Annotated in this window: 20 protein-coding genes and 2 pseudogenes; 12 read left to right on the top strand and 10 right to left on the bottom strand. The window is 47.5% G+C overall.

What is annotated here, in order from left to right; translation table 11 throughout:
* Window positions 1-87 precede the first annotated feature (87 nt).
* The 4 genes from purB to D8682_RS24595 are packed head-to-tail and all read right to left on the bottom strand — an operon-like array spanning window position 88 to window position 3,780.
* Window positions 88-1,458, bottom strand: coding sequence for an adenylosuccinate lyase (gene purB, locus D8682_RS24580; protein ID WP_064547716.1), 1,371 nt, complete (start codon window positions 1,456-1,458; stop codon window positions 88-90).
* A gap of 20 nt (window positions 1,459-1,478) precedes the next feature.
* Window positions 1,479-2,108, bottom strand: a complete 630-nt coding sequence (gene hflD, locus D8682_RS24585) for a high frequency lysogenization protein HflD (RefSeq protein WP_064547714.1) — start codon at window positions 2,106-2,108, stop codon at window positions 1,479-1,481.
* Between the two features lie 46 nt (window positions 2,109-2,154).
* Window positions 2,155-3,276, bottom strand: coding sequence for a tRNA 2-thiouridine(34) synthase MnmA (gene mnmA, locus D8682_RS24590; protein WP_255424172.1), 1,122 nt, complete (start codon window positions 3,274-3,276; stop codon window positions 2,155-2,157).
* Window positions 3,277-3,330: 54 nt separating this feature from the next.
* On the bottom strand, window positions 3,331-3,780 hold the full coding sequence (locus D8682_RS24595; protein WP_064547710.1) for an NUDIX hydrolase: 450 nt from the start codon (window positions 3,778-3,780) through the stop codon (window positions 3,331-3,333).
* A gap of 115 nt (window positions 3,781-3,895) precedes the next feature.
* Here D8682_RS24595 and D8682_RS24600 point away from each other — a divergent pair, with 115 nt between their 5' ends.
* Complete coding sequence (locus D8682_RS24600; RefSeq protein ID WP_064547709.1) at window positions 3,896-4,393, top strand: methylglyoxal synthase; 498 nt, start codon at window positions 3,896-3,898, stop codon at window positions 4,391-4,393.
* On the opposite strand, the gene rluE is transcribed toward D8682_RS24600, so the two are convergent.
* Entirely contained in the window at window positions 4,388-5,020 is a 633-nt protein-coding gene (gene rluE, locus D8682_RS24605; protein ID WP_121815397.1) for a 23S rRNA pseudouridine(2457) synthase RluE, read from the bottom strand. The genes D8682_RS24600 and rluE overlap by 6 nt on opposite strands.
* A 134-nt stretch (window positions 5,021-5,154) precedes the next feature.
* Here rluE and icd point away from each other — a divergent pair, with 134 nt between their 5' ends.
* Both icd and D8682_RS24615 read left to right on the top strand, forming a co-directional pair.
* Window positions 5,155-6,405: an NADP-dependent isocitrate dehydrogenase gene (gene icd / locus D8682_RS24610; protein ID WP_064547705.1), complete on the top strand. Its 1,251-nt coding sequence runs from the start codon at window positions 5,155-5,157 to the stop codon at window positions 6,403-6,405.
* Window positions 6,406-6,553: 148 nt separating this feature from the next.
* Complete coding sequence (locus D8682_RS24615; RefSeq protein ID WP_162303047.1) at window positions 6,554-7,303, top strand: hypothetical protein; 750 nt, start codon at window positions 6,554-6,556, stop codon at window positions 7,301-7,303.
* A 51-nt stretch (window positions 7,304-7,354) separates the two neighbouring features.
* Here the strand turns inward: D8682_RS24615 and D8682_RS24620 are convergent, their stop codons facing one another.
* Together D8682_RS24620 and D8682_RS24625 are read right to left on the bottom strand one after the other, a co-directional pair.
* On the bottom strand, window positions 7,355-8,482 hold the full coding sequence (locus D8682_RS24620) for a site-specific integrase (protein ID WP_121815399.1): 1,128 nt from the start codon (window positions 8,480-8,482) through the stop codon (window positions 7,355-7,357).
* Complete coding sequence (locus D8682_RS24625; RefSeq protein ID WP_121815400.1) at window positions 8,463-8,708, bottom strand: excisionase; 246 nt, start codon at window positions 8,706-8,708, stop codon at window positions 8,463-8,465. The genes D8682_RS24620 and D8682_RS24625 overlap by 20 nt, the downstream gene beginning before the upstream one ends.
* A gap of 578 nt (window positions 8,709-9,286) precedes the next feature.
* Here D8682_RS24625 and D8682_RS27270 point away from each other — a divergent pair.
* From D8682_RS27270 to D8682_RS24645, 4 genes and pseudogenes are all read left to right on the top strand, one after another.
* Window positions 9,287-9,574, top strand: a pseudogene (locus D8682_RS27270) (site-specific DNA-methyltransferase).
* Between the two features lie 83 nt (window positions 9,575-9,657).
* A complete protein-coding gene (locus D8682_RS24635) occupies window positions 9,658-9,927 on the top strand; it encodes a type II toxin-antitoxin system RelE/ParE family toxin (RefSeq protein ID WP_121815402.1) in 270 nt (89 codons plus the stop codon).
* A 95-nt stretch (window positions 9,928-10,022) separates the two neighbouring features.
* Window positions 10,023-10,397, top strand: coding sequence for a helix-turn-helix domain-containing protein (locus tag D8682_RS24640; RefSeq protein ID WP_121815403.1), 375 nt, complete (start codon window positions 10,023-10,025; stop codon window positions 10,395-10,397).
* Between the two features lie 93 nt (window positions 10,398-10,490).
* Window positions 10,491-10,625, top strand: coding sequence for an HP1 family phage holin (locus D8682_RS24645; RefSeq protein ID WP_370090884.1), 135 nt, complete (start codon window positions 10,491-10,493; stop codon window positions 10,623-10,625).
* Window positions 10,626-10,679: 54 nt separating this feature from the next.
* On the opposite strand, the gene D8682_RS24650 is transcribed toward D8682_RS24645, so the two are convergent.
* Window positions 10,680-11,791, bottom strand: a protein-coding gene (locus tag D8682_RS24650; protein ID WP_121815405.1) for an IS3 family transposase whose coding sequence is annotated in 2 segments (ribosomal slippage) — window positions 10,680-11,530 and window positions 11,530-11,791 — 1,113 coding nt in all. Because the reading frame shifts where the segments join, the coding sequence is not laid out codon by codon here.
* Between the two features lie 75 nt (window positions 11,792-11,866).
* Here D8682_RS24650 and D8682_RS24655 point away from each other — a divergent pair.
* Window positions 11,867-12,391 (top strand): annotated as a pseudogene (locus tag D8682_RS24655) (IS3 family transposase); the annotation flags it as partial.
* 99 nt (window positions 12,392-12,490) lie between these two features.
* Here D8682_RS24655 and D8682_RS24660 read toward each other — a convergent pair.
* Window positions 12,491-12,697 (bottom strand): DUF6500 family protein, encoded by a 207-nt coding sequence (locus tag D8682_RS24660; protein ID WP_121815406.1) that lies wholly within the window; start codon window positions 12,695-12,697, stop codon window positions 12,491-12,493.
* Window positions 12,698-12,972: 275 nt separating this feature from the next.
* Between D8682_RS24660 and D8682_RS24665 the strand changes: the two genes are divergently transcribed.
* Window positions 12,973-13,344 (top strand): hypothetical protein, encoded by a 372-nt coding sequence (locus D8682_RS24665; protein ID WP_121815407.1) that lies wholly within the window; start codon window positions 12,973-12,975, stop codon window positions 13,342-13,344.
* 651 nt (window positions 13,345-13,995) lie between these two features.
* On the opposite strand, the gene D8682_RS24670 is transcribed toward D8682_RS24665, so the two are convergent.
* Window positions 13,996-15,158, bottom strand: a protein-coding gene (locus tag D8682_RS24670) for an IS3 family transposase (protein ID WP_121813401.1) whose coding sequence is annotated in 2 segments (ribosomal slippage) — window positions 13,996-14,897 and window positions 14,897-15,158 — 1,164 coding nt in all. Because the reading frame shifts where the segments join, the coding sequence is not laid out codon by codon here.
* A gap of 666 nt (window positions 15,159-15,824) precedes the next feature.
* Here D8682_RS24670 and D8682_RS24675 point away from each other — a divergent pair.
* The 3 genes from D8682_RS24675 (at window position 15,825) to D8682_RS24680 (ending at window position 17,397) form a co-directional block, all read left to right on the top strand.
* Window positions 15,825-16,253 carry a DUF1441 family protein gene (locus D8682_RS24675; RefSeq protein WP_202914361.1) on the top strand — a complete coding sequence of 143 codons (429 nt, stop codon included), beginning with the start codon at window positions 15,825-15,827 and terminating at the stop codon, window positions 16,251-16,253.
* 5 nt (window positions 16,254-16,258) lie between these two features.
* Window positions 16,259-16,408 carry a hypothetical protein gene (locus D8682_RS26965; protein WP_202914362.1) on the top strand — a complete coding sequence of 50 codons (150 nt, stop codon included), beginning with the start codon at window positions 16,259-16,261 and terminating at the stop codon, window positions 16,406-16,408.
* 308 nt (window positions 16,409-16,716) lie between these two features.
* Window positions 16,717-17,397, top strand: coding sequence for a DUF1120 domain-containing protein (locus D8682_RS24680; protein ID WP_064547701.1), 681 nt, complete (start codon window positions 16,717-16,719; stop codon window positions 17,395-17,397).
* Window positions 17,398-17,475 lie beyond the last annotated feature (78 nt).

The following is a 17,475-nucleotide window of genomic DNA, read 5'->3' on the forward strand; positions in this document are numbered from 1 at the left end:
GGTAAACAGTTGGATTGGTGTTGAGTTTAGGGCACCCTAACCCTCTCCTGGGGGAGAGGGTTAGGGTGAGGGCGTCCAGGCTTACAATTATTTCAACTCATCAACCATAGTAATAGCGCGGCCAATATAGTTAGCTGGCGTCAGCTCTTTCAGGCGAACTTTCTCTTCTTCTGGCAGTTCGAGGCTGTCGATAAACTGTTTCATGCCTTCAGCATCGACGCGTTTACCGCGAGTCAGCTCTTTCAGTTTCTCGTACGGCTTTTCAATTCCGTAACGGCGCATCACGGTTTGAATCGGCTCAGCCAGCACTTCCCAGTTGAGATCCAGCTCTGCCAGCAGACGGTCGCGGTTCACTTCCAGTTTGCTCACACCTTTCAGGGTGGACTGATAGGCAATCAGCGCATAGCCAATGCCAACACCGAGGTTACGCAGTACGGTGGAGTCAGTCAGGTCACGCTGCCAGCGGGAAACCGGCAGTTTGCTCGCCAGGTGTTGCAGCATTGCGTTGGACAAGCCCAGGTTGCCTTCGGAGTTTTCGAAGTCAATTGGGTTAACCTTGTGCGGCATGGTGGAAGAGCCGATTTCGCCTGCTATGGTTTTCTGCTTGAAGTGATTCAGGGCGATGTAACCCCAAACATCACGATCAAAGTCGATCAGAATGGTGTTGAAACGCGCGATGCAGTCGAATAATTCAGCGATGTAATCGTGTGGTTCGATCTGCGTGGTGTACGGGTTCCACTGGATGCCCAGAGAAGTCACGAACTCCTCGCTGAACTGGTGCCAGTCAACTTCCGGGTAAGCCACCATGTGCGCGTTATAGTTGCCGACCGCACCGTTGATTTTACCGAGGATGTCCACTTTCTCTAACTGACGGAACTGGCGCTCCATACGGTATGCCACGTTTGCCATCTCTTTACCCATGGTCGATGGGGTAGCAGGCTGGCCGTGGGTACGGGAAAGCAGTGGGATGTCGCGATACTGAACCGACAGGTCTTTCACCGCATCGATAACTTTACGCCAGTACGGCAGTACCACATCTTTGCGGGCTGTTTCCAGCATCAACGCATGGGACAGGTTGTTGATGTCTTCTGAAGTACAGGCGAAGTGGATAAATTCAGATACCGCATGCAGGGCAGGGATAGCCGCTACTTTTTCTTTCAGAAAGTACTCAACGGCTTTTACGTCGTGATTGGTGGTGCGTTCAATGGTTTTGATGCGTGCAGCATCTTCTACACTAAACTCAGCGACAATTTTATCAAGGTAACCGATTGCGTCTGCGTCAAAAGCAGGAACTTCCTTGATCGCTGTGTGCGTGGCCAGTTTTTGCAGCCAACGTACTTCGACTTGTACGCGAAATTTCAGCAGACCAAATTCGCTGAAAATAGCGCGCAGAGCGCTGACTTTGTCACCGTAACGTCCATCAACGGGGGATACGGCGGTCAGTGAGGATAATTCCATAAGTTACAACTCCAAAGAGGTTAACAATGAGCAAGAATTTGTTTGGCCTGAGCACACAGGCGACTACGAGAAAACATTAACTGCAAACGTCCACCGCCAACCTGGTGCCAGAGCACGGCGGCGCGAATACCGGCCAGTAACGAGGCGCGGACTTTGCTTTGTACCTGCGGGCTTTGCAGCACGGCAGGGGAACCGGTGACCTGAATCCGTGGGCCTAGCGGGCTGATGACATCAACATAAATACCCGCCATGGCGCTCAGCAGCGTATCGGACTCAAGATCAAAATGTTCAAGCTGACGTTGTAAGCCAGAAATACTGGAACCGAGCTTATCCATCGCGCCTTTGCTGCCGTGAAGTTTACGCTCCAGCACCATCAGGCTCAGGGTATAACGCGTTAATTCAGCGTTCATGCCCTGGCGATTGCTGGCGTTCAGCACGCCCAGCAAGGTTTCGAGGCCCAATTTCAGGTTGGCTTCATTTCCACCAAAAACGTCCAGCGTGGAGCCTGGGTTTTGGTCGATAACGCTGTTCAACGAAACATGCAGCGCATCGTTATCACAATGCCCCTGGTGAGCCAATTGCTGAACCAGACGGGCAGACTGGCAGATCCCTGCCAGCGCGATAGTGATGTCATAGTAATTTTTGGCCACGAAGGTATTCGTCCTTGTTTGCGATGTTTGCGATTAAACTTTGCGATTAAACAACAAGCGGCAGACGCTGCTCAATAACACCACCACCGAGGCACACTTCACCGAGATAGAACACGGCTGACTGGCCTGGGGTGACGGCGGCAACGGGCTCGTCAAAACGCACTTCAATACGATCCGCATCAAGCGGCGTAATGGTGCAAGGAAGATCGGTCTGGCGATAACGCGTTTTTACTGTGCATTTCAACGGCTCGGTCAGCGTTTCGCGGTCGACCCAATGAAGTTGCTGCGCAATCAAGCCAACGGACATCAGTCGTGGATGCTCACTACCTTGTGCAACCACCAGAATATTGTTCTCAACGTCTTTATCGACCACATACCACGGATCTTCGCTACCTTCTTTGGTGCCACCGATACCCAGACCTTTACGCTGTCCCAGCGTGTGGTACATCAACCCCTGATGCTCACCAATAGCTTCACCATCAACGGTGATGATTTTACCCGGCTGTGCAGGCAGGTAACGGCCGAGGAATTCGCGGAATTTGCGCTCGCCAATAAAGCAGATACCGGTAGAGTCTTTTTTCTTCGCGGTGATCAAGTCTAACTCTTCCGCAATACGGCGCACTTCAGGCTTTTCAAGCTCGCCAACCGGGAACAGGCTTTGCGCAATTTGCTCGTGGCCAAGCGTATAGAGGAAGTAGCTTTGATCTTTATTGCTGTCTAAACCGCGCAGCAGGCGGCTTTTTCCGTCCACGTCTTCGCGACGCACGTAGTGACCGGTGGCGATGTAGTCGGCACCTAAATCTTCAGCGGCAAATTCGAGGAAGGCTTTAAATTTGATTTCTTTGTTGCACAGAATATCCGGGTTGGGTGTGCGCCCGGCTTTGTACTCTTCCAGGAAGTGTTCGAACACGTTATCCCAGTATTCTGCGGCAAAGTTTACGGTGTGCAGTTCAATGCCGAGTTTGTCACAAACGGCTTGTGCGTCTGCTAAATCAGCGGCTGCGGTGCAGTACTCCTCGCCATCGTCCTCTTCCCAGTTCTTCATGAACAGGCCTTCCACCTTGTAACCCTGTTGTTGTAACAAGTAAGCGGAAACGGAGGAATCGACACCGCCGGACATCCCGACGATCACTTTTTTCTGGCTGTTATCAGACATGGAGTCACTCACGACATTGAACTTAAAGGCGGCGTATTCTAGCACGCATCACCGGGCCTGGCACCCTTAACTAAAGGGCCAATTAAATGCACCCAGCATACTGAGCGGATAACGTTCAGCGCGTTGATAGCAGCGAATACTCTCAGCGACTAAAGGTGAGCGTAAATTTTCAGCGTTAACAATTTGTTGCGGATCCAGCCATAAACAACGATCGATGTCGCTGTCATGCGGCGAGGTAGGGAGTTGTTCTTCAAGATCGATGGCAAACAGAAATCGCAGAAAAGGGGTGTTATCCGGGGCTATCCATTGGTGCATGCGGATAAACGTTTGCGGTTGCGCAGAAATACCGGTTTCTTCATATAATTCGCGCGTAGCGGCTTCAACCAGTGTTTCGTCAGCTTCCAGATGCCCGGCAGGCTGATTCCACGTGGCTTTGCCATTGATTGTTTCTTCAACAACTAAAAATTTCCCCTGCGCCTGAACGACGCAAGCGACGGTAACGTGCGGTTTAAACATCGTTATTCTCCCTGTCTCAAATTCATTAGCACGATCATTTTAAAGTGATCTGGATCACATTTTTGTCTTGTGCCATATACTCGTGAGGTTTGGCACTTTCCACGAGGGTACTTCGATGCAACTTACCACGCGCATTATGCCGCAGAGCAAACGTATCGCTTTAGTGGCACACGATCCTTGCAAACCTGACCTTCTCAACTGGGCCGTTGATAACCAAATGGCGCTCAGCAACCATATCATTTATGCAACCGGTACCACGGGGAACCTGTTGCAATCCCACACTCGTTTGTCCGTTCTGGCATTAATGAGCGGTTCAATTGGCGGCGATCAACAGCTTGGTTACTTGATTGCCTCGGGCCAGATTGATGTGCTTATCTTCTTCTGGGACCCGCTGAGTGCCGTGCCCCATCACTCTGATGTAAAAGCGTTAATGCGGCTGGCAACGGCCTGGAATATACCGATTGCCAGCAATGCCTGTAGCGCGAACTTCCTGATTCATTCATCTTTATTTGAACAAGCTCTGGAAATTACCGTCCCGGATGGTGATGCTTTCCTCAGCAGCCGGGTTTCTCACGTTACGCAACATGGTGTTAATACGCAGCAGCTTTTATAGCGAATCCAGCGGAATCTCCCGCCATTCACCCGGTGCCAAACCGGCAAGCTCAAGATTGCCCATAGAAAAACGTATCAGGCGTAGCGTTGGATAGCCGACATGCGCCGTCATCCTTCGCACCTGTCTGTTTCGCCCTTCGTATAAGGTGATTTTCAACCAACTTGTTGGAATCGCTTTACGCTCACGAATAGGCGGATTTCTCGCCCATATCCACTCCGGCTCGCAAACCAGTTCAGCGCCAGCGGGCAGGGTAGGACCGTCGTTTAGCGTGATTCCGTTACGCAGTGATTCCAGCGCTTCTTCCGTAGGCAAACCTTCAACCTGCACGAAATAAACTTTGCCAGTGCGCTTGCCAGGCTGAGTCAGTTGCGCCTGTAATGCGCCATCGTTGGTTAATACCAGCAAACCTTCGCTATCGCGATCTAAACGACCTGCCGCGTAAATTCCTTGTAACGGTATGTAATCTTTCAGCGTGCTGCGACCCGCTTCATCGGTAAATTGCGGTAGCACATCGTAGGGTTTATTGAAGATAACCAGCCGCTTCGGTCCACTTGTTGCGGGCTTTTTGACTGGGCGTCGCGTGCTGAATCGTTTAACTGTTGGATTTCTAAAAGAAGTTTTATTCATAGTGTTTTCAGACGTCAGGGATTAACGCATTATAACGGAAATCACCAGTGATTGGCGCGGGCCTGATATTCAAGTAGTATTGACACGCACATTACAAATCATTAACAAAAAGAAGCGCTCGAAGGAGAAGGTTAATGGAAAGCAAAGTAGTTGTTCCGGCGGAAGGTAAAAAGATCACCCTGCAAGATGGCAAACTGAATGTTCCTCACAACCCAATCATTCCTTTCATTGAAGGTGATGGTATCGGTGTGGACGTGACGCCAGCGATGATTAAGGTGGTTGATGCTGCCGTGCAGAAGGCCTACAAAGGCGAGCGGAAAATTTCCTGGATGGAAATCTATACCGGCGAAAAATCTACCCAACTTTATGGCCAGGATGTCTGGCTGCCAGAAGAAACTCTGGACCTGATTCGTGATTACCGCGTGGCGATTAAAGGGCCACTGACCACGCCAGTTGGCGGTGGCATTCGTTCTCTGAACGTTGCTCTGCGTCAGCAGCTTGACCTGTACGTGTGCCTGCGTCCGGTGCGTTATTACCAGGGCACTCCTAGCCCGGTTAAACACCCAGAGCTGACCAACATGGTTATCTTCCGTGAAAACTCAGAAGATATTTATGCCGGTATCGAGTGGAAGGCTGACAGCGCTGAAGCTGAAAAAGTCATCAAATTCCTGCGCGATGAAATGGGCGTAACGAAAATTCGTTTCCCTGAACATTGCGGTATCGGCATCAAGCCGTGCTCAGAAGAAGGCACCAAACGCCTGGTTCGTGCAGCCATCGAATACGCAATCACCAACGACCGTGATTCTGTGACCCTGGTTCACAAAGGCAACATCATGAAATTCACCGAAGGTGCTTTCAAAGACTGGGGCTACCAACTGGCGCGTGAAGAGTTCGGCGGCGAACTGATTGATGGCGGCCCATGGGTGAAACTGAAAAACCCTAACACCGGCAAAGAAATCGTTGTAAAAGACGTGATCGCCGATGCGTTCCTGCAACAGATCCTGCTGCGCCCTGCTGAATATGATGTTATCGCTTGTATGAACCTGAACGGTGACTACATCTCCGACGCCCTGGCAGCTCAGGTTGGCGGTATCGGTATTGCACCAGGCGCTAACATCGGTGACGAATGCGCACTGTTCGAAGCGACCCACGGCACTGCACCAAAATATGCTGGCCAGGATAAAGTGAACCCAGGTTCCATCATCCTTTCCGCAGAAATGATGCTGCGTCATATGGAATGGTTCGAAGCGGCTGACTTAATTGTTAAAGGTATGGAAGGCGCGATTAACGCCAAAACCGTAACTTACGATTTCGAACGCCTGATGGATGGCGCTAAGCTGCTGAAATGTTCAGAGTTTGGCGATGCGATGATCGAACATATGTAATTCGATTTATTGTTAAATCTATTAACGGGAGCTTAATGCTCCCTTTTTTATTAGTTCGCTTGCTAATGGTTATCAAAATTTTATCAAAATAAGTTATCAAAACCCCATGCCTCTTGACCTATGATGTGTATCAATTAAGACACTAAATATGAAGGATAGGGATGTGGGTTGTCTAAAATGCGGAAGAAAAGAAACAATTAGAGCACATTTAATACCAAAGGTTTTTTGTAGAGAAGTACAAGTTGGGAAAATGCATGCGGCTGGTGTTGTTGGTAGCAATAAATTTACGCCAACACAGTCAGGTATTTTTGATAAACATATACTTTGTGCTAAATGCGACGGAGAGTTAGGCGATCTAGAAAACTATGCTGCGAAAAAATTTAGAGTAATTAGAAGTAATTTTAAAAATTCAAAACTTGGGGTTCATGAAATGCTAAGTGCAGACTCCAATAAAATTCTTAGGTTTGCTGCGGGAATATTATGGAAATATAGCATTGCTGCGAAAGATTTTGGTCAGATAGATTTATTGGGGTTTGATGATGAAATTAAAAAATATGCATATGGTGAAATAGAAAAGCCATCTTTTTTGGATGGTTGCTTTTTTTGGCTTCGATTGAATGAAGGTAGTTCTGACTTATTTGCTTATCGGGCACCTATTATGATGAGTATAGATGGTGTAAATACATTCAAATTCTTACTTGGTGGAATGCTTTTTTTTATAAAAGTCGATGATAAAGATTTGCTTTTACCACAGTTTAAGGATCTATTGCTGGGTAATTCATTAGGAATTAGGTTTTTACTAGCACCTGCATTATTATCTGAAGAGTTTCAAGAGGCTCGAAAGCTTGCTTTTTCTCAAGGTTCTTTGAGTGATTTTTTGGATAAAAATGGATCTTAAATATTGATTACTAAAGCTGGAGGGTGACTCTTGTCACCCTCCAATAAATTATCATATACCAACCAGTATCCAGTCTTTTCCTCTGTCGTCATTGTACCGATCCGTTTGTTTCTGTGTTTTGTGCCCAAGTAACTTTTGGGTATTAATGCCTTGTTCTTTATAGAGCCGTTCCGACAAGGAACGCTGCTCATGAAAAGTAGCTGGTGTACCATCACCCCAATCAATTTTCGCTTTATCCCTGGCTTTGCTGAAATTCATTGTGATGGTGTTGGATTTTACCTGCGCACCTCTTTCTGCCTGTGAAGTAGCCCGGAAGAAATGCACAAGGTAGGGGCTAACAGCGTAATCTCTGCATCTGGCCACGACATCCCGCAAACACCAATTAATCGCGTTGCATCGCAGCGACAGTGGGATCGCTAACTTACTACCAGTCTTTTCTTGTTCAACATGAAGATGGTCATCCCAAATGTCACTGAATTTCATCCGGGAAATATCACCCAAACGCTGACCTGTAACGAGCGCCAGCAACATTGCATTGCCTAAATACTTATGGTGCGCATCTGCGAGCTCAAATATTTTCAGCCATTCTTCCAGGCTTAAACGCTGGCGAGTGATTCGACGCCGTGGTTGCTTGGTTGCCAGTGCCGGATTATAGCCTGGTGGTACCTCGCCAAAATGCTGAGCTTCCTTAAATACATCGATTAATACCGACCGTATTACTTGTGCCATTCGGGGTTGGCCGGCTGATATGGAATCATCAAGAATCTGAGCAATATCTCTTACATCGACAGATGAGATTAATTTCATTGCCGTTCTCTCACGAAGGATTGCTACAGGCTTGGCCTTTTGTTTGAACGTATTCGGTTTAATGTCACCAGATTTAACCCTTTCTTCCTGAATAACCCAGTAGCGATCTAGCCAGGTAGAAACCGTTATTGCTTTCCCTTTGCTGGTGGCAATTCGATCACTAATCGCTAATACCTGCCTTGTACGTTGTTCTGCCAGTCTGGAATTCGCTTCAATGGCGATTTCAATTGCCTCCATCTCATTATCTCCTAATGCATGAAATTTCCCCGTCATGGGGTGTTTATAGCGCCAGTAAACTTTATTGACCTTCCGGCTATATAAGGGATAAAGATTTGGCACGTTGACTTTGTTTTTACGGGGTCGTGCAGCCATCAGCCAGGATCCTCTGGTGTTTTGGTGAGTCTGACTTTCGGATCTCGGGCTTCGCTAATTCGCCCACAAGCTCCGCATCCTCTCGAACCCGCCACAGACGGCCTTGCTTCATGGCGGGTGGAGAAAACAGGTTTTGCTTCGCGTAGCGCCGCAGAGTGCTCATTGCCGGCGGATTGCTCCGGAATTTCTCTGCTGCCCATTCCTCAAGCGTTAACATTTGGATCATGGCTATTTCTCCATAAAGCCCGGCTGCACCCGGGCGTAATGAACTACGCATATTTGTAACTGTACTTAAGGTTGATTTGGGGTGTACGACTCCCTCGCAAGATGGCGATTAAAAAAGGAATTACGCTTCACTAATTGCCCTAACATTCAGGGCAATTAAGGCAGAGCAATTACGCTTTGAAGTTACCGATATAAGTATCCACTGCACTTATCAAATCAGAAACCTCGCTTCGGCGGGGTTTTGTCGTTTTTGGAGGTCGAAAATGAAGTAGTAAAGCGGTGAGACCGCAAATACAGATGCTTGATTGATTTCAGGCAGCGCGACGACGGTGTATCTGCGGTCGGGTTCCCATGGCGACGTAGTGAGGGAAAGGGGGCTGATAGCATCACTGAGTTTGGATTAGCGACCCGATTAACGCATCAAACAGCCTAAAAAACACGATGGTGCACCGCGAAACCTATAGCGGCAATTAAACAGCGCAAAATGCGGGCTGGTACACCCAATATCGTCATTCATATCTTGCTGTGTGTTTTGTTCAGAGTTACATGTGTGGCAACACACAATTATGGAATAAAAGCATGCTAAAACAGCAAGATATGACAGAGGTGGCAAAAGCGGTTTTCAACGAATTTAGTAATGAACCCGTGACTGAAAAGCCAACTGATATGTTGCGGCAGATTATCAACGCCAGCAGTAAACCTGGCGATGTTGTGGCTGATTTCTTTATGGGGTAAGGATCGACAATAAAGGCGGCTATTTCTCTGGGACGGCGGGCGATAGGTGTGGAACTGGAATGCGAAAGGTTTGAGCAGACAGCGGAAGAAATTAAAGAAGGTTATAAAAATATAACCATTAATGAGAAATAATAACGTTATTGTTTGCTTTTAAACGTGAGTGGGTTATATTTAATTCATCCCAAGGGATATGTTCTTTAACAAGTGAGGGCGACATGCCAAAGGTCATTTGGACCCGGTATGCGTTGCGCCAGCGAGACAAAATCGACAGCCGTTACCAGAAAGCAATTAGCGAGAAGGTAAACGAACTGAAGAACTGGCCGGATGTTCATCTGGATAGTACAAAGCTCAAAGGCTCGGATAGCCACTTTCGGGTTAGAGTCGGTAAATACAGGATCATCTTTGAGGTTCAGAAAGGGGAGCCGGTAGTTATCGAGATTCAGGAAGTGCTACGCAGAACGGACCAGACGTACAGCAAGCATTAACAAGGCGGGGAAACCCGCCAGCCCTCGCTTTTACGTTACTTGGTTATATTGTTAGATATTTAATTGTTTAGTTATTTGGGCACGAAGGTGATGAGATGAGCCGCATACAGTTTATTACTGACGCGGACGGTGTAAAGCAGAGTGCTGTGATACCAATTGAGTTGTTTAATCGGCTGGTTGAAAGCGCAGACCTGGATGAGTTCTATGAATCTATCCCGGTAGAAGCTGGTCCGCATGATAACGAAACCATTCCAAATGAAGTGGTTGAAATCAAATACGATAAAGATGTCAGCCTTCAGGCTGCGTGGCGTATTTATCGTGGAATGACCCAGGATGATGTTGCTACTGCCCTTAAGATTTCGCAGGCAGCAGTAGCAAAAATGGAGAAAAGCCAGAAGCCTCAGAAGGCGACTCTGGAAAAGTTGGCGGCTCTGTACAACTGCCGTCCAGCACAACTCATTCTGGATTAATCAATCTGAAACCATAAAGGGCTCACTTCGGTGAGCCCTTTTTTATTCCCATCACACAGCACCCGCATTCAGTTAGGTGAGAGTATGTACCGAATGGAAAAATTCACTAATGGTGCCGCAGTAGGAGCTGGCACAACGACAACACTGTTTGGCGCTTTGTCTCTGAATGACTGGGCGCTGGTAGTTGGAATTGTCTGCACTGTCGGAACATTTGCTATCAACTTGTAGTGGCACACTGAATTTGGCCACCTGAATAGAGGTGATATTGTAAGCACACCTGTTTTAGTTCCACGCACTTTTTGAGGTTTCCGGTTTTTCAGCCATCAGTCGGTATTCTTCCGGTGTCAGGTTATTCAGTGATTCATGAGGCCGCTCGCTGTTGTATTCCGTCAGCCAGCGCTCTGTAATTTCCCTTGCTTCATTCAGCGTTCTGAACAGATAAAAATCCAGGATTTCTGTCCGGTACGTCCGGTTAAAGCGTTCGATAAAGGCATTCTGTGTCGGTTTACCCGGCTTAATAAATTCCAGCAACACACCATGCTCTTCGGCCCACTGCCCCAGAGCCAGTGATATCAGTTCCGGGCCGTTATCCATCCGCATCTTCAGCGGATATCCGCGATTCGCCACTATCCTGTCCAGCACCCTTACTACCCGCTGAGCCGGGATATTCAGATCGATTTCTATCGCCAGTGCTTCGCGGTTAAAATCATCCACCACATTGAAGGTTCGGAAGCGCCTGCCGCACACCAGCGCATCGTGCATAAAATCGATGGACCAGCTCTGGTTAAGTGCTTCTGGCGTCGCCAGCGGCGCCGGATTACGCACCGGCAGGCGTTGCTTCCCCTTACGACGAAAATTCAGTTTCAGCAGGCAGTAAATCCGGTGAACCCGCTTATGGTTCCAGGCGTGCCCCTGTCTGCGCAGCACCTGAAACAGCTTCTTAAAACCGTACCGCGGATAGCGTTCTGCCAGTTCAGTCAATACCTGGATCACCGGTTCATCACGCCGGGTATTGGGCTGGTAAAAATATACGGTCCTGCTCAGCGATAACGTCCTGCATGCCTGGCGGATGCTCATGGCAAATTGTGTGGTCAGATAGCCAACAAGCTCCCGCTTTATCGCTGGTTTTAAAGCTTTTTTTCGATGACATCTTTCAGAGCCCGGCATTCAAGACTGAGATCAGCAAACATTTGTTTGAGACGGCGGTTTTCATCCTCCAGGTCTTTCATCTTTTTAATATCAGAGGCTTCCATCCCGCCGTACTTTGCTTTCCAGTTGTAGTACGAAGCCTCCGATATTCCGGCTTCACGGCAGACATCCTTGACCGTACGTCCGGCTTCAACAGACTTCAGAACGGCGATGATCTGGTGCTCAGTGAATCGGGCTTTACGCATGGCGATCTCCTCAGGGGACATAATCAGTATGTCGGAAGATCTCTAAAAGTGAATGGTTCGTTTTACCGGGATACTTACATTACCGAGCCTAATCAGGCCTGGTGCGGTGATGTGACTTATATCTGGACGGGAAAACGCTGGGCTTATCTGGCTGTTGTACTCGATTTGTTTTCCCGTAAACCGGTTGGCTGGGCGATGTCATTTTTCCCTGATTCAGCACTGACAGGTAAAGCCCTGTCGATGGCCAGGGAAGCACGGGGAAAACCGGCTAATTTACTGTATCACTCGGATCAAGGAAGTCACTATACCAGCAGGAATTTCAGACAGTTACTGTGGAGATATCAGATAAAGCAAAGCCTGAGTCGCCGGGGAAATTGCTGGGATAATAGTCCAATGGAACGGTTCTTCAGAAGCCTGAAAACAGAGTGGGTTCCGGATAATGGGTACGCTAATTTTAGCGAAGCCAGCACAGCGATAACGAATTACATCATGGGATATTACAGCCAGCTCAGACCTCATCAATATAATGGAGGTCTGACGCCGAATGAATCAGAACGATTGTTCTGGAAAAACTCTAAAGCCGTGGCCAGTTTTTGTTGACCACTACAACTGGTACTACCGGGGTAAGGAGTATCGAAGAAAATTGAGAGATAGTGATGCTTCTTGCACAGAGTAATAGTGCTGGTTAGCTTAATTGAGTCATATAAGGGATATGATTTTTTTGGCTTTTTCGAAGTGGTCTAGCTTCATTTCCATGATCCACCAATGAGCGACTTCCATGAGTAATTCCGGATCATCATTCTTATTGGCAAAGAAAGCATAAAATGACACGCCAACATTATCTCCTTTAGCCGCAATCTTGGCTTCACAGACTCTGACTATCTTTGCACGAATACTTGCCCTCATTACCATTCCTTGATAATTGCTCTGGATTTTCATACTACCACGGCACGACAAGCGGGTAAAAACAGTCAAGACCATAGTCTTAAGGTGCAAGATTTTCCGTTCCCATCACGAGCAACTGGCATTTGCTGGTCGCATTTGTTTCTACTCGTTGTGAGTGGTTTTTGTCGGCCAATGGAAGCAAAGTGGACAAGAAACCTCAAGTTACCCTTGGGACATAACACTACCAGCGAGAATGACTTTCTGTATATTGATGCTTTCTTTACTGAGATAGCCATATGCGTACATACACCAAAGCTGCCGTTGAAGCTCATGGCCTTATCACTAGTAAAGGCATCGACCCTGTAATTGCTTGGGAAACAGCCATTGCATCAGCCATCGAAAGTGTTTCTTCTAGAAAAAAAGGTTGCCCTAAAGTGACCTTTCTCGGGTTGGCTTATGCTGGATATCTAAAGGATATCGATGCTGATGCTAGTGCGAAATTAAATGGCATCTTACGTGAGCGTGCGATATCTGCTGCAAATGCACTCCTGGCACAGCCTGGTATGAGTAAAAAAGACCTCACTGTCATGCTTGGATATGCTTATAAACAAGGATCATATGACATTGTTATTCACTTAGCAGGGATGGGGATTCTTCAGAGACCATAGAGACATCACAGCAGGTATTCACTGAGATCCTGTCATAATGCTTTGTACCGCGGCGTCGTGATGGGATTATTTCTTGGTTTTCAAAACGGAGAATTATCCTGAATACAGTTAGCCACGAGTCATTTCAAACCATCCTGAAAAGTATCCAAGGGAACCCAAACAGTGACCATCAAGAGGAATGCAGAAACACAGCAGGTCGCTGGCTTGAAGAATTTCAGCTAGGTTTACCTACATTAACACCAGAACAGGCTCAACAATTACGGGATCTTCTCTGACCGCCTCCGGGCGGTTTTTTATTACAGTCCCCTTAGCCTGGGAGAAGCTGCAAGTCTAGTTCCCCGACAACTATGCTGAATTTGGTAACTCTCTCGAAAGAGTGGAACAAAGAGTAAGACCAAGCTTAATTATTCGGATGAATGACAGCGATGGGTAAGACGATGAGCACCAGTGAGCTGGTGCCCTATGTTACTGCTGTGTTTACAGCCCCAGGAATTCAGTCATTTTACTCTCACGTTTAACGATGATCAGCGCTTCAAGTGTTGCAAGAGCTTGGGTATTTGGTCCATAACGCAACATACTGCGCATTTCTCCCACTGAAACACCAAACAGGATAGAAAGGATTGATCCTACCCACGTAATGCAGACACGGCCCTAAGCGAGATTCAGATTTTCAAATTGTTCCGGGCTGAGTCCGCCACAGGCACTGTGGCGACGCCACCGATTGTAATCACACTCGATATAATTAAACACCGTCGTCCGCATCATTTCCCGGCTGATAAAGCGTTCACCGTGGATACATTCGACTTTCAGTGAGTGGAAGAAGCTTTCTGCACAGGCATTATCGTAACAACAACCCTTTGCACTCATGCTACCGCGCAGGTTATGCCGCTTCAGTAGCGCCTGATAATCCGCTGAGCAGTACTGCCCACCACGGTCGGTGTGAACGATGACATTTTCCGGGTGCTTACGTCGCCACAACGCCATCTGTAGCGCATCGCAGGCCAGCTGTGCCGTCATCCGCGATGACATTGACCAGCCGATAACAGCACGTGACCACAGATCGATGACGACAGCCAGATATAGCCAGCCTTCATCAGTACGTAAGTAGGTGATGTCACCCGACCATTTCTGGTTTGGACCGCTGGCGTAAAAATCCTGCTTCAGCAGGTTCTCCGACACCGGCAGGTCATGCTCGCGGTAACTGACCGGGCTGAACTTCCGTGACGCTTTCGCCCGAAGCCCCTGACGACGCAGGCTGGCTGCCACGGTTTTCACGCTGAAGCGGTAACCCTGAGCATGCAGTTCATCGGTCAGGCGCGGTGCGCCGTAGCGCTGTTTTGCCCGGTGAAAAGCCTCGTGCACGGCGCTGTCACAACTCAGACGGAACTGCTGGCGTGAGTTTAGCCTCGCACGCCGCTGAGCCCACGCATACCAGCCGCTGCGGGCCACCCGGAGGACGCGACACATGGCTTTGATGCTGAACTCAGCCTGATGTTTTTCAATAAAGACATACTTCATTTCAGGCGCTTCGCGAAGTATGTCGCGGCCTTTTGGAGAATGGCCAGCTCCTCGTCCCGTTCCGCCAGCTGGCGTTTGAGACGAGCATTTTCAGCAGCGAGTTCATTTTCACGCTCAGAGGATGAGAGCTGTTGCTGCTGTTTACTGCGCCAGTTATAAAGTTGCGATTCATACAGGCTGAGTTCACGGGCAGCGGCAGCAACACCGATGCGTTCAGCGAGTTTCAGGGCTTCACTGCGAAATTCAGGGGAATGCTGTTTACGGGGCTTTTTGCTGGTTGATACTGTTTTTGTCATGTGAGTCACCTCTGGTTGAGAGTTTACTCACTTAGTCTCGTGTCCACTATTCGCGGGTAGGATCAGATTTCCCCTGCGCTCAAAAGTTCCTTACTTACTTCATCACGTGTTTTTTCATGGGTTTTGATGTTGCAGAGATACAGACATTTCATACGGAAATTTTTAAGGCATTTGGTTGATTGTGCCATTTGGCGTACTCCTTATGTCGTTGGTAATTGCTGCAGGGTATGGGCAATAAACTTCCATGTCAATCATTTCAACTTGTTGAAAAATATAAAAAATATATTTTTTATTGGAGCGATCTAATTAATTTAAGGAATGGTAGTTGACACATTTTAATATTGTGATTAGTCGTCAATACCCAGTCTTTGTGAGTTCTCTTTGTAAAATACCGTTGAGACTCAATATCTCATTGCTGATCTGGAATCCGAATGATCAACGCTTGTTCTCAATGGCGTGTCAGTGCTCTTCATATGAGAGGGCTGAGTAACATTCCTGGGAGTTTTCACGGGACCTCCCGAGGGGATAGGTCTATCCACGGGGGCGAACACCGCGGGAAACGGCTAGTTTTTTGCACTTTATTGACATCATCATCCGTTTAATTTATTGTTTTTATTAACAATAAAATTGTCAGGATGTCGAATTGCTCATTATTTGTTCGCCATCATGGATAACGAACTCAAGAATTTTCGCCTCAACATCAAACAGCTTGCAGCGATGACGGATCTGCATCGTCAGACCATAGCCAGCAGACTGAGCAACATCCCCGTTGCACCGGGAAGCAACCCCAAACTTAAACTCTATTCCGTGCTCGACATCCTCGTGGCTCTCCTGACCCGTACCGCTGACCCGGCCCAGATTAAAGTCGATGAAATGTTACCGCCCGATCGCAAGGCGTGGTTTCAGTCTGAGCGCGAGCGGCTCAAGTTTGAGCAGAAAACCTCACAGCTTATTCCGGCCAGCGATGTAACCCGCGAGTTCTCGTCTATGGCGAAAGCGGAGAACCAGTCGTCCAGTATTCCTGGCCGCAGCCGGATCTACAGTCTGTCCGTGAAATCGCAGCAGGTTTTTCGACAGCTAGTAAAAAGAGGTTGATGGGCATGAATGTTGGTTTGGTCGCGACACCCGAGCTAATGAACCTGATTACGACACAGGGATTTGGCAGCACGGAAGACAAAGACTGGCATATCTCGCGATTAAACATAGACCTGATGAATCAGGGTTTTTTAGTCAGTCTGGATCTCGAATGAGTTTTATCTCAATACGCCAGCGTGATAAATGATATATGTGCATTAACTCAAATAATTGGTGTTATTTATATTCTTTAAATGGAGTCGTTTATTTGGATTTCCAAATAATGAATGATAATTTTTTGTCAAAAAAAACAACAACATACATAGTTAATTAAGAAAGCGTTAAAACCTGATTATCGTCCGGGGTGCTATTCTGTTCATTCATTTGTGGGGATAATGCTTCCCATCGAAAGGCAGCGAATATATGAATGTTTTATTTAACTACCTTTTTTAATTCCCCACCAATATGAATGAAAGGACTACTCATGAAAAAAATTATTCTGGCGAGTTTGATTGCTGCTGCGGCATCTTCCTCTTATGCTGCAGAAACTACAACACTTAAAGTACAAGGCAAGATCATTACCGCTGCCTGTACGCCAAACCTGAGCAATGGCGGCGTTGTAGATTTTGGCGCAATTAGCCTTGGCGAATTATCTGCTACTGACGTGACTCAATTGGGTCAGAAAAATATTACCCTTTCTATCACTTGTGATTCTGCAGCTAAAGTTGCATGGACAACATCTGATGACAGAAATGATTCTCTCAACAATATTGAAATTGTGAATGCTGATGCTATTGGCGGGAATACTGCTGAAGCAGCAGCGCAATATGGCCTGGGCAAAACCGCAGAAGGCGTGAATATTGGTGCTTATGCAGTTACTGTAAACGTCCCTTCTGTGACGGCTGACGGCGCAGCTAAAGACGCAATCAGCACCGATGACGGCACCGTATGGAGCAAATCAGCAACCGGTAGCATGTTGAATGGCAACGGCGGTTTTATCCGTAATATGACTGTGGCTGAGAGTGGTTCACTGGCTCCAGTCGCCTTCACCCAGGCTTCATTCCCATTGTTAGTGACCGCTGCGGTTGATAACAGCACTAACCTGGCGATTACTGATGAAACCATTCTGGATGGCCAGACAACTATCAGCCTGGTTTACCTCTGATATTCATTAGTTATTTAATCTACGTATTTCAGAGGGCTTAATGCCCTCTATGTTAAAAATTATGATGGAAGGATAGAG

Origin of the sequence: Buttiauxella sp. 3AFRM03 (assembly GCF_003675305.1) — a bacterium.
GTDB classification, from domain to species: domain Bacteria; phylum Pseudomonadota; class Gammaproteobacteria; order Enterobacterales; family Enterobacteriaceae; genus Buttiauxella; species Buttiauxella ferragutiae.

Excerpts from the sequence above, each read along its gene's own strand:
- purB (WP_064547716.1), bottom strand. The coding sequence starts at position 1,458 with ATGGAATTATCCTCACTGACCGCCGTATCCCCCGTTGATGGACGTTAC.
- D8682_RS24595 (WP_064547710.1), bottom strand. The coding sequence starts at position 3,780 with ATGTTTAAACCGCACGTTACCGTCGCTTGCGTCGTTCAGGCGCAGGGG.
- D8682_RS24600 (WP_064547709.1), top strand. The coding sequence starts at position 3,896 with ATGCAACTTACCACGCGCATTATGCCGCAGAGCAAACGTATCGCTTTA.
- rluE (WP_121815397.1), bottom strand. The coding sequence starts at position 5,020 with ATGAATAAAACTTCTTTTAGAAATCCAACAGTTAAACGATTCAGCACG.
- icd (WP_064547705.1), top strand. The coding sequence starts at position 5,155 with ATGGAAAGCAAAGTAGTTGTTCCGGCGGAAGGTAAAAAGATCACCCTG.
- D8682_RS24615 (WP_162303047.1), top strand. The coding sequence starts at position 6,554 with ATGAAGGATAGGGATGTGGGTTGTCTAAAATGCGGAAGAAAAGAAACA.
- D8682_RS24620 (WP_121815399.1), bottom strand. The coding sequence starts at position 8,482 with ATGGCTGCACGACCCCGTAAAAACAAAGTCAACGTGCCAAATCTTTAT.
- D8682_RS24625 (WP_121815400.1), bottom strand. The coding sequence starts at position 8,708 with ATGATCCAAATGTTAACGCTTGAGGAATGGGCAGCAGAGAAATTCCGG.
- D8682_RS24635 (WP_121815402.1), top strand. The coding sequence starts at position 9,658 with ATGCCAAAGGTCATTTGGACCCGGTATGCGTTGCGCCAGCGAGACAAA.
- D8682_RS24640 (WP_121815403.1), top strand. The coding sequence starts at position 10,023 with ATGAGCCGCATACAGTTTATTACTGACGCGGACGGTGTAAAGCAGAGT.
- D8682_RS24645 (WP_370090884.1), top strand. The coding sequence starts at position 10,491 with ATGGAAAAATTCACTAATGGTGCCGCAGTAGGAGCTGGCACAACGACA.
- D8682_RS24660 (WP_121815406.1), bottom strand. The coding sequence starts at position 12,697 with ATGAGGGCAAGTATTCGTGCAAAGATAGTCAGAGTCTGTGAAGCCAAG.
- D8682_RS24665 (WP_121815407.1), top strand. The coding sequence starts at position 12,973 with ATGCGTACATACACCAAAGCTGCCGTTGAAGCTCATGGCCTTATCACT.
- D8682_RS24675 (WP_202914361.1), top strand. The coding sequence starts at position 15,825 with ATGGATAACGAACTCAAGAATTTTCGCCTCAACATCAAACAGCTTGCA.
- D8682_RS26965 (WP_202914362.1), top strand. The coding sequence starts at position 16,259 with ATGAATGTTGGTTTGGTCGCGACACCCGAGCTAATGAACCTGATTACG.
- D8682_RS24680 (WP_064547701.1), top strand. The coding sequence starts at position 16,717 with ATGAAAAAAATTATTCTGGCGAGTTTGATTGCTGCTGCGGCATCTTCC.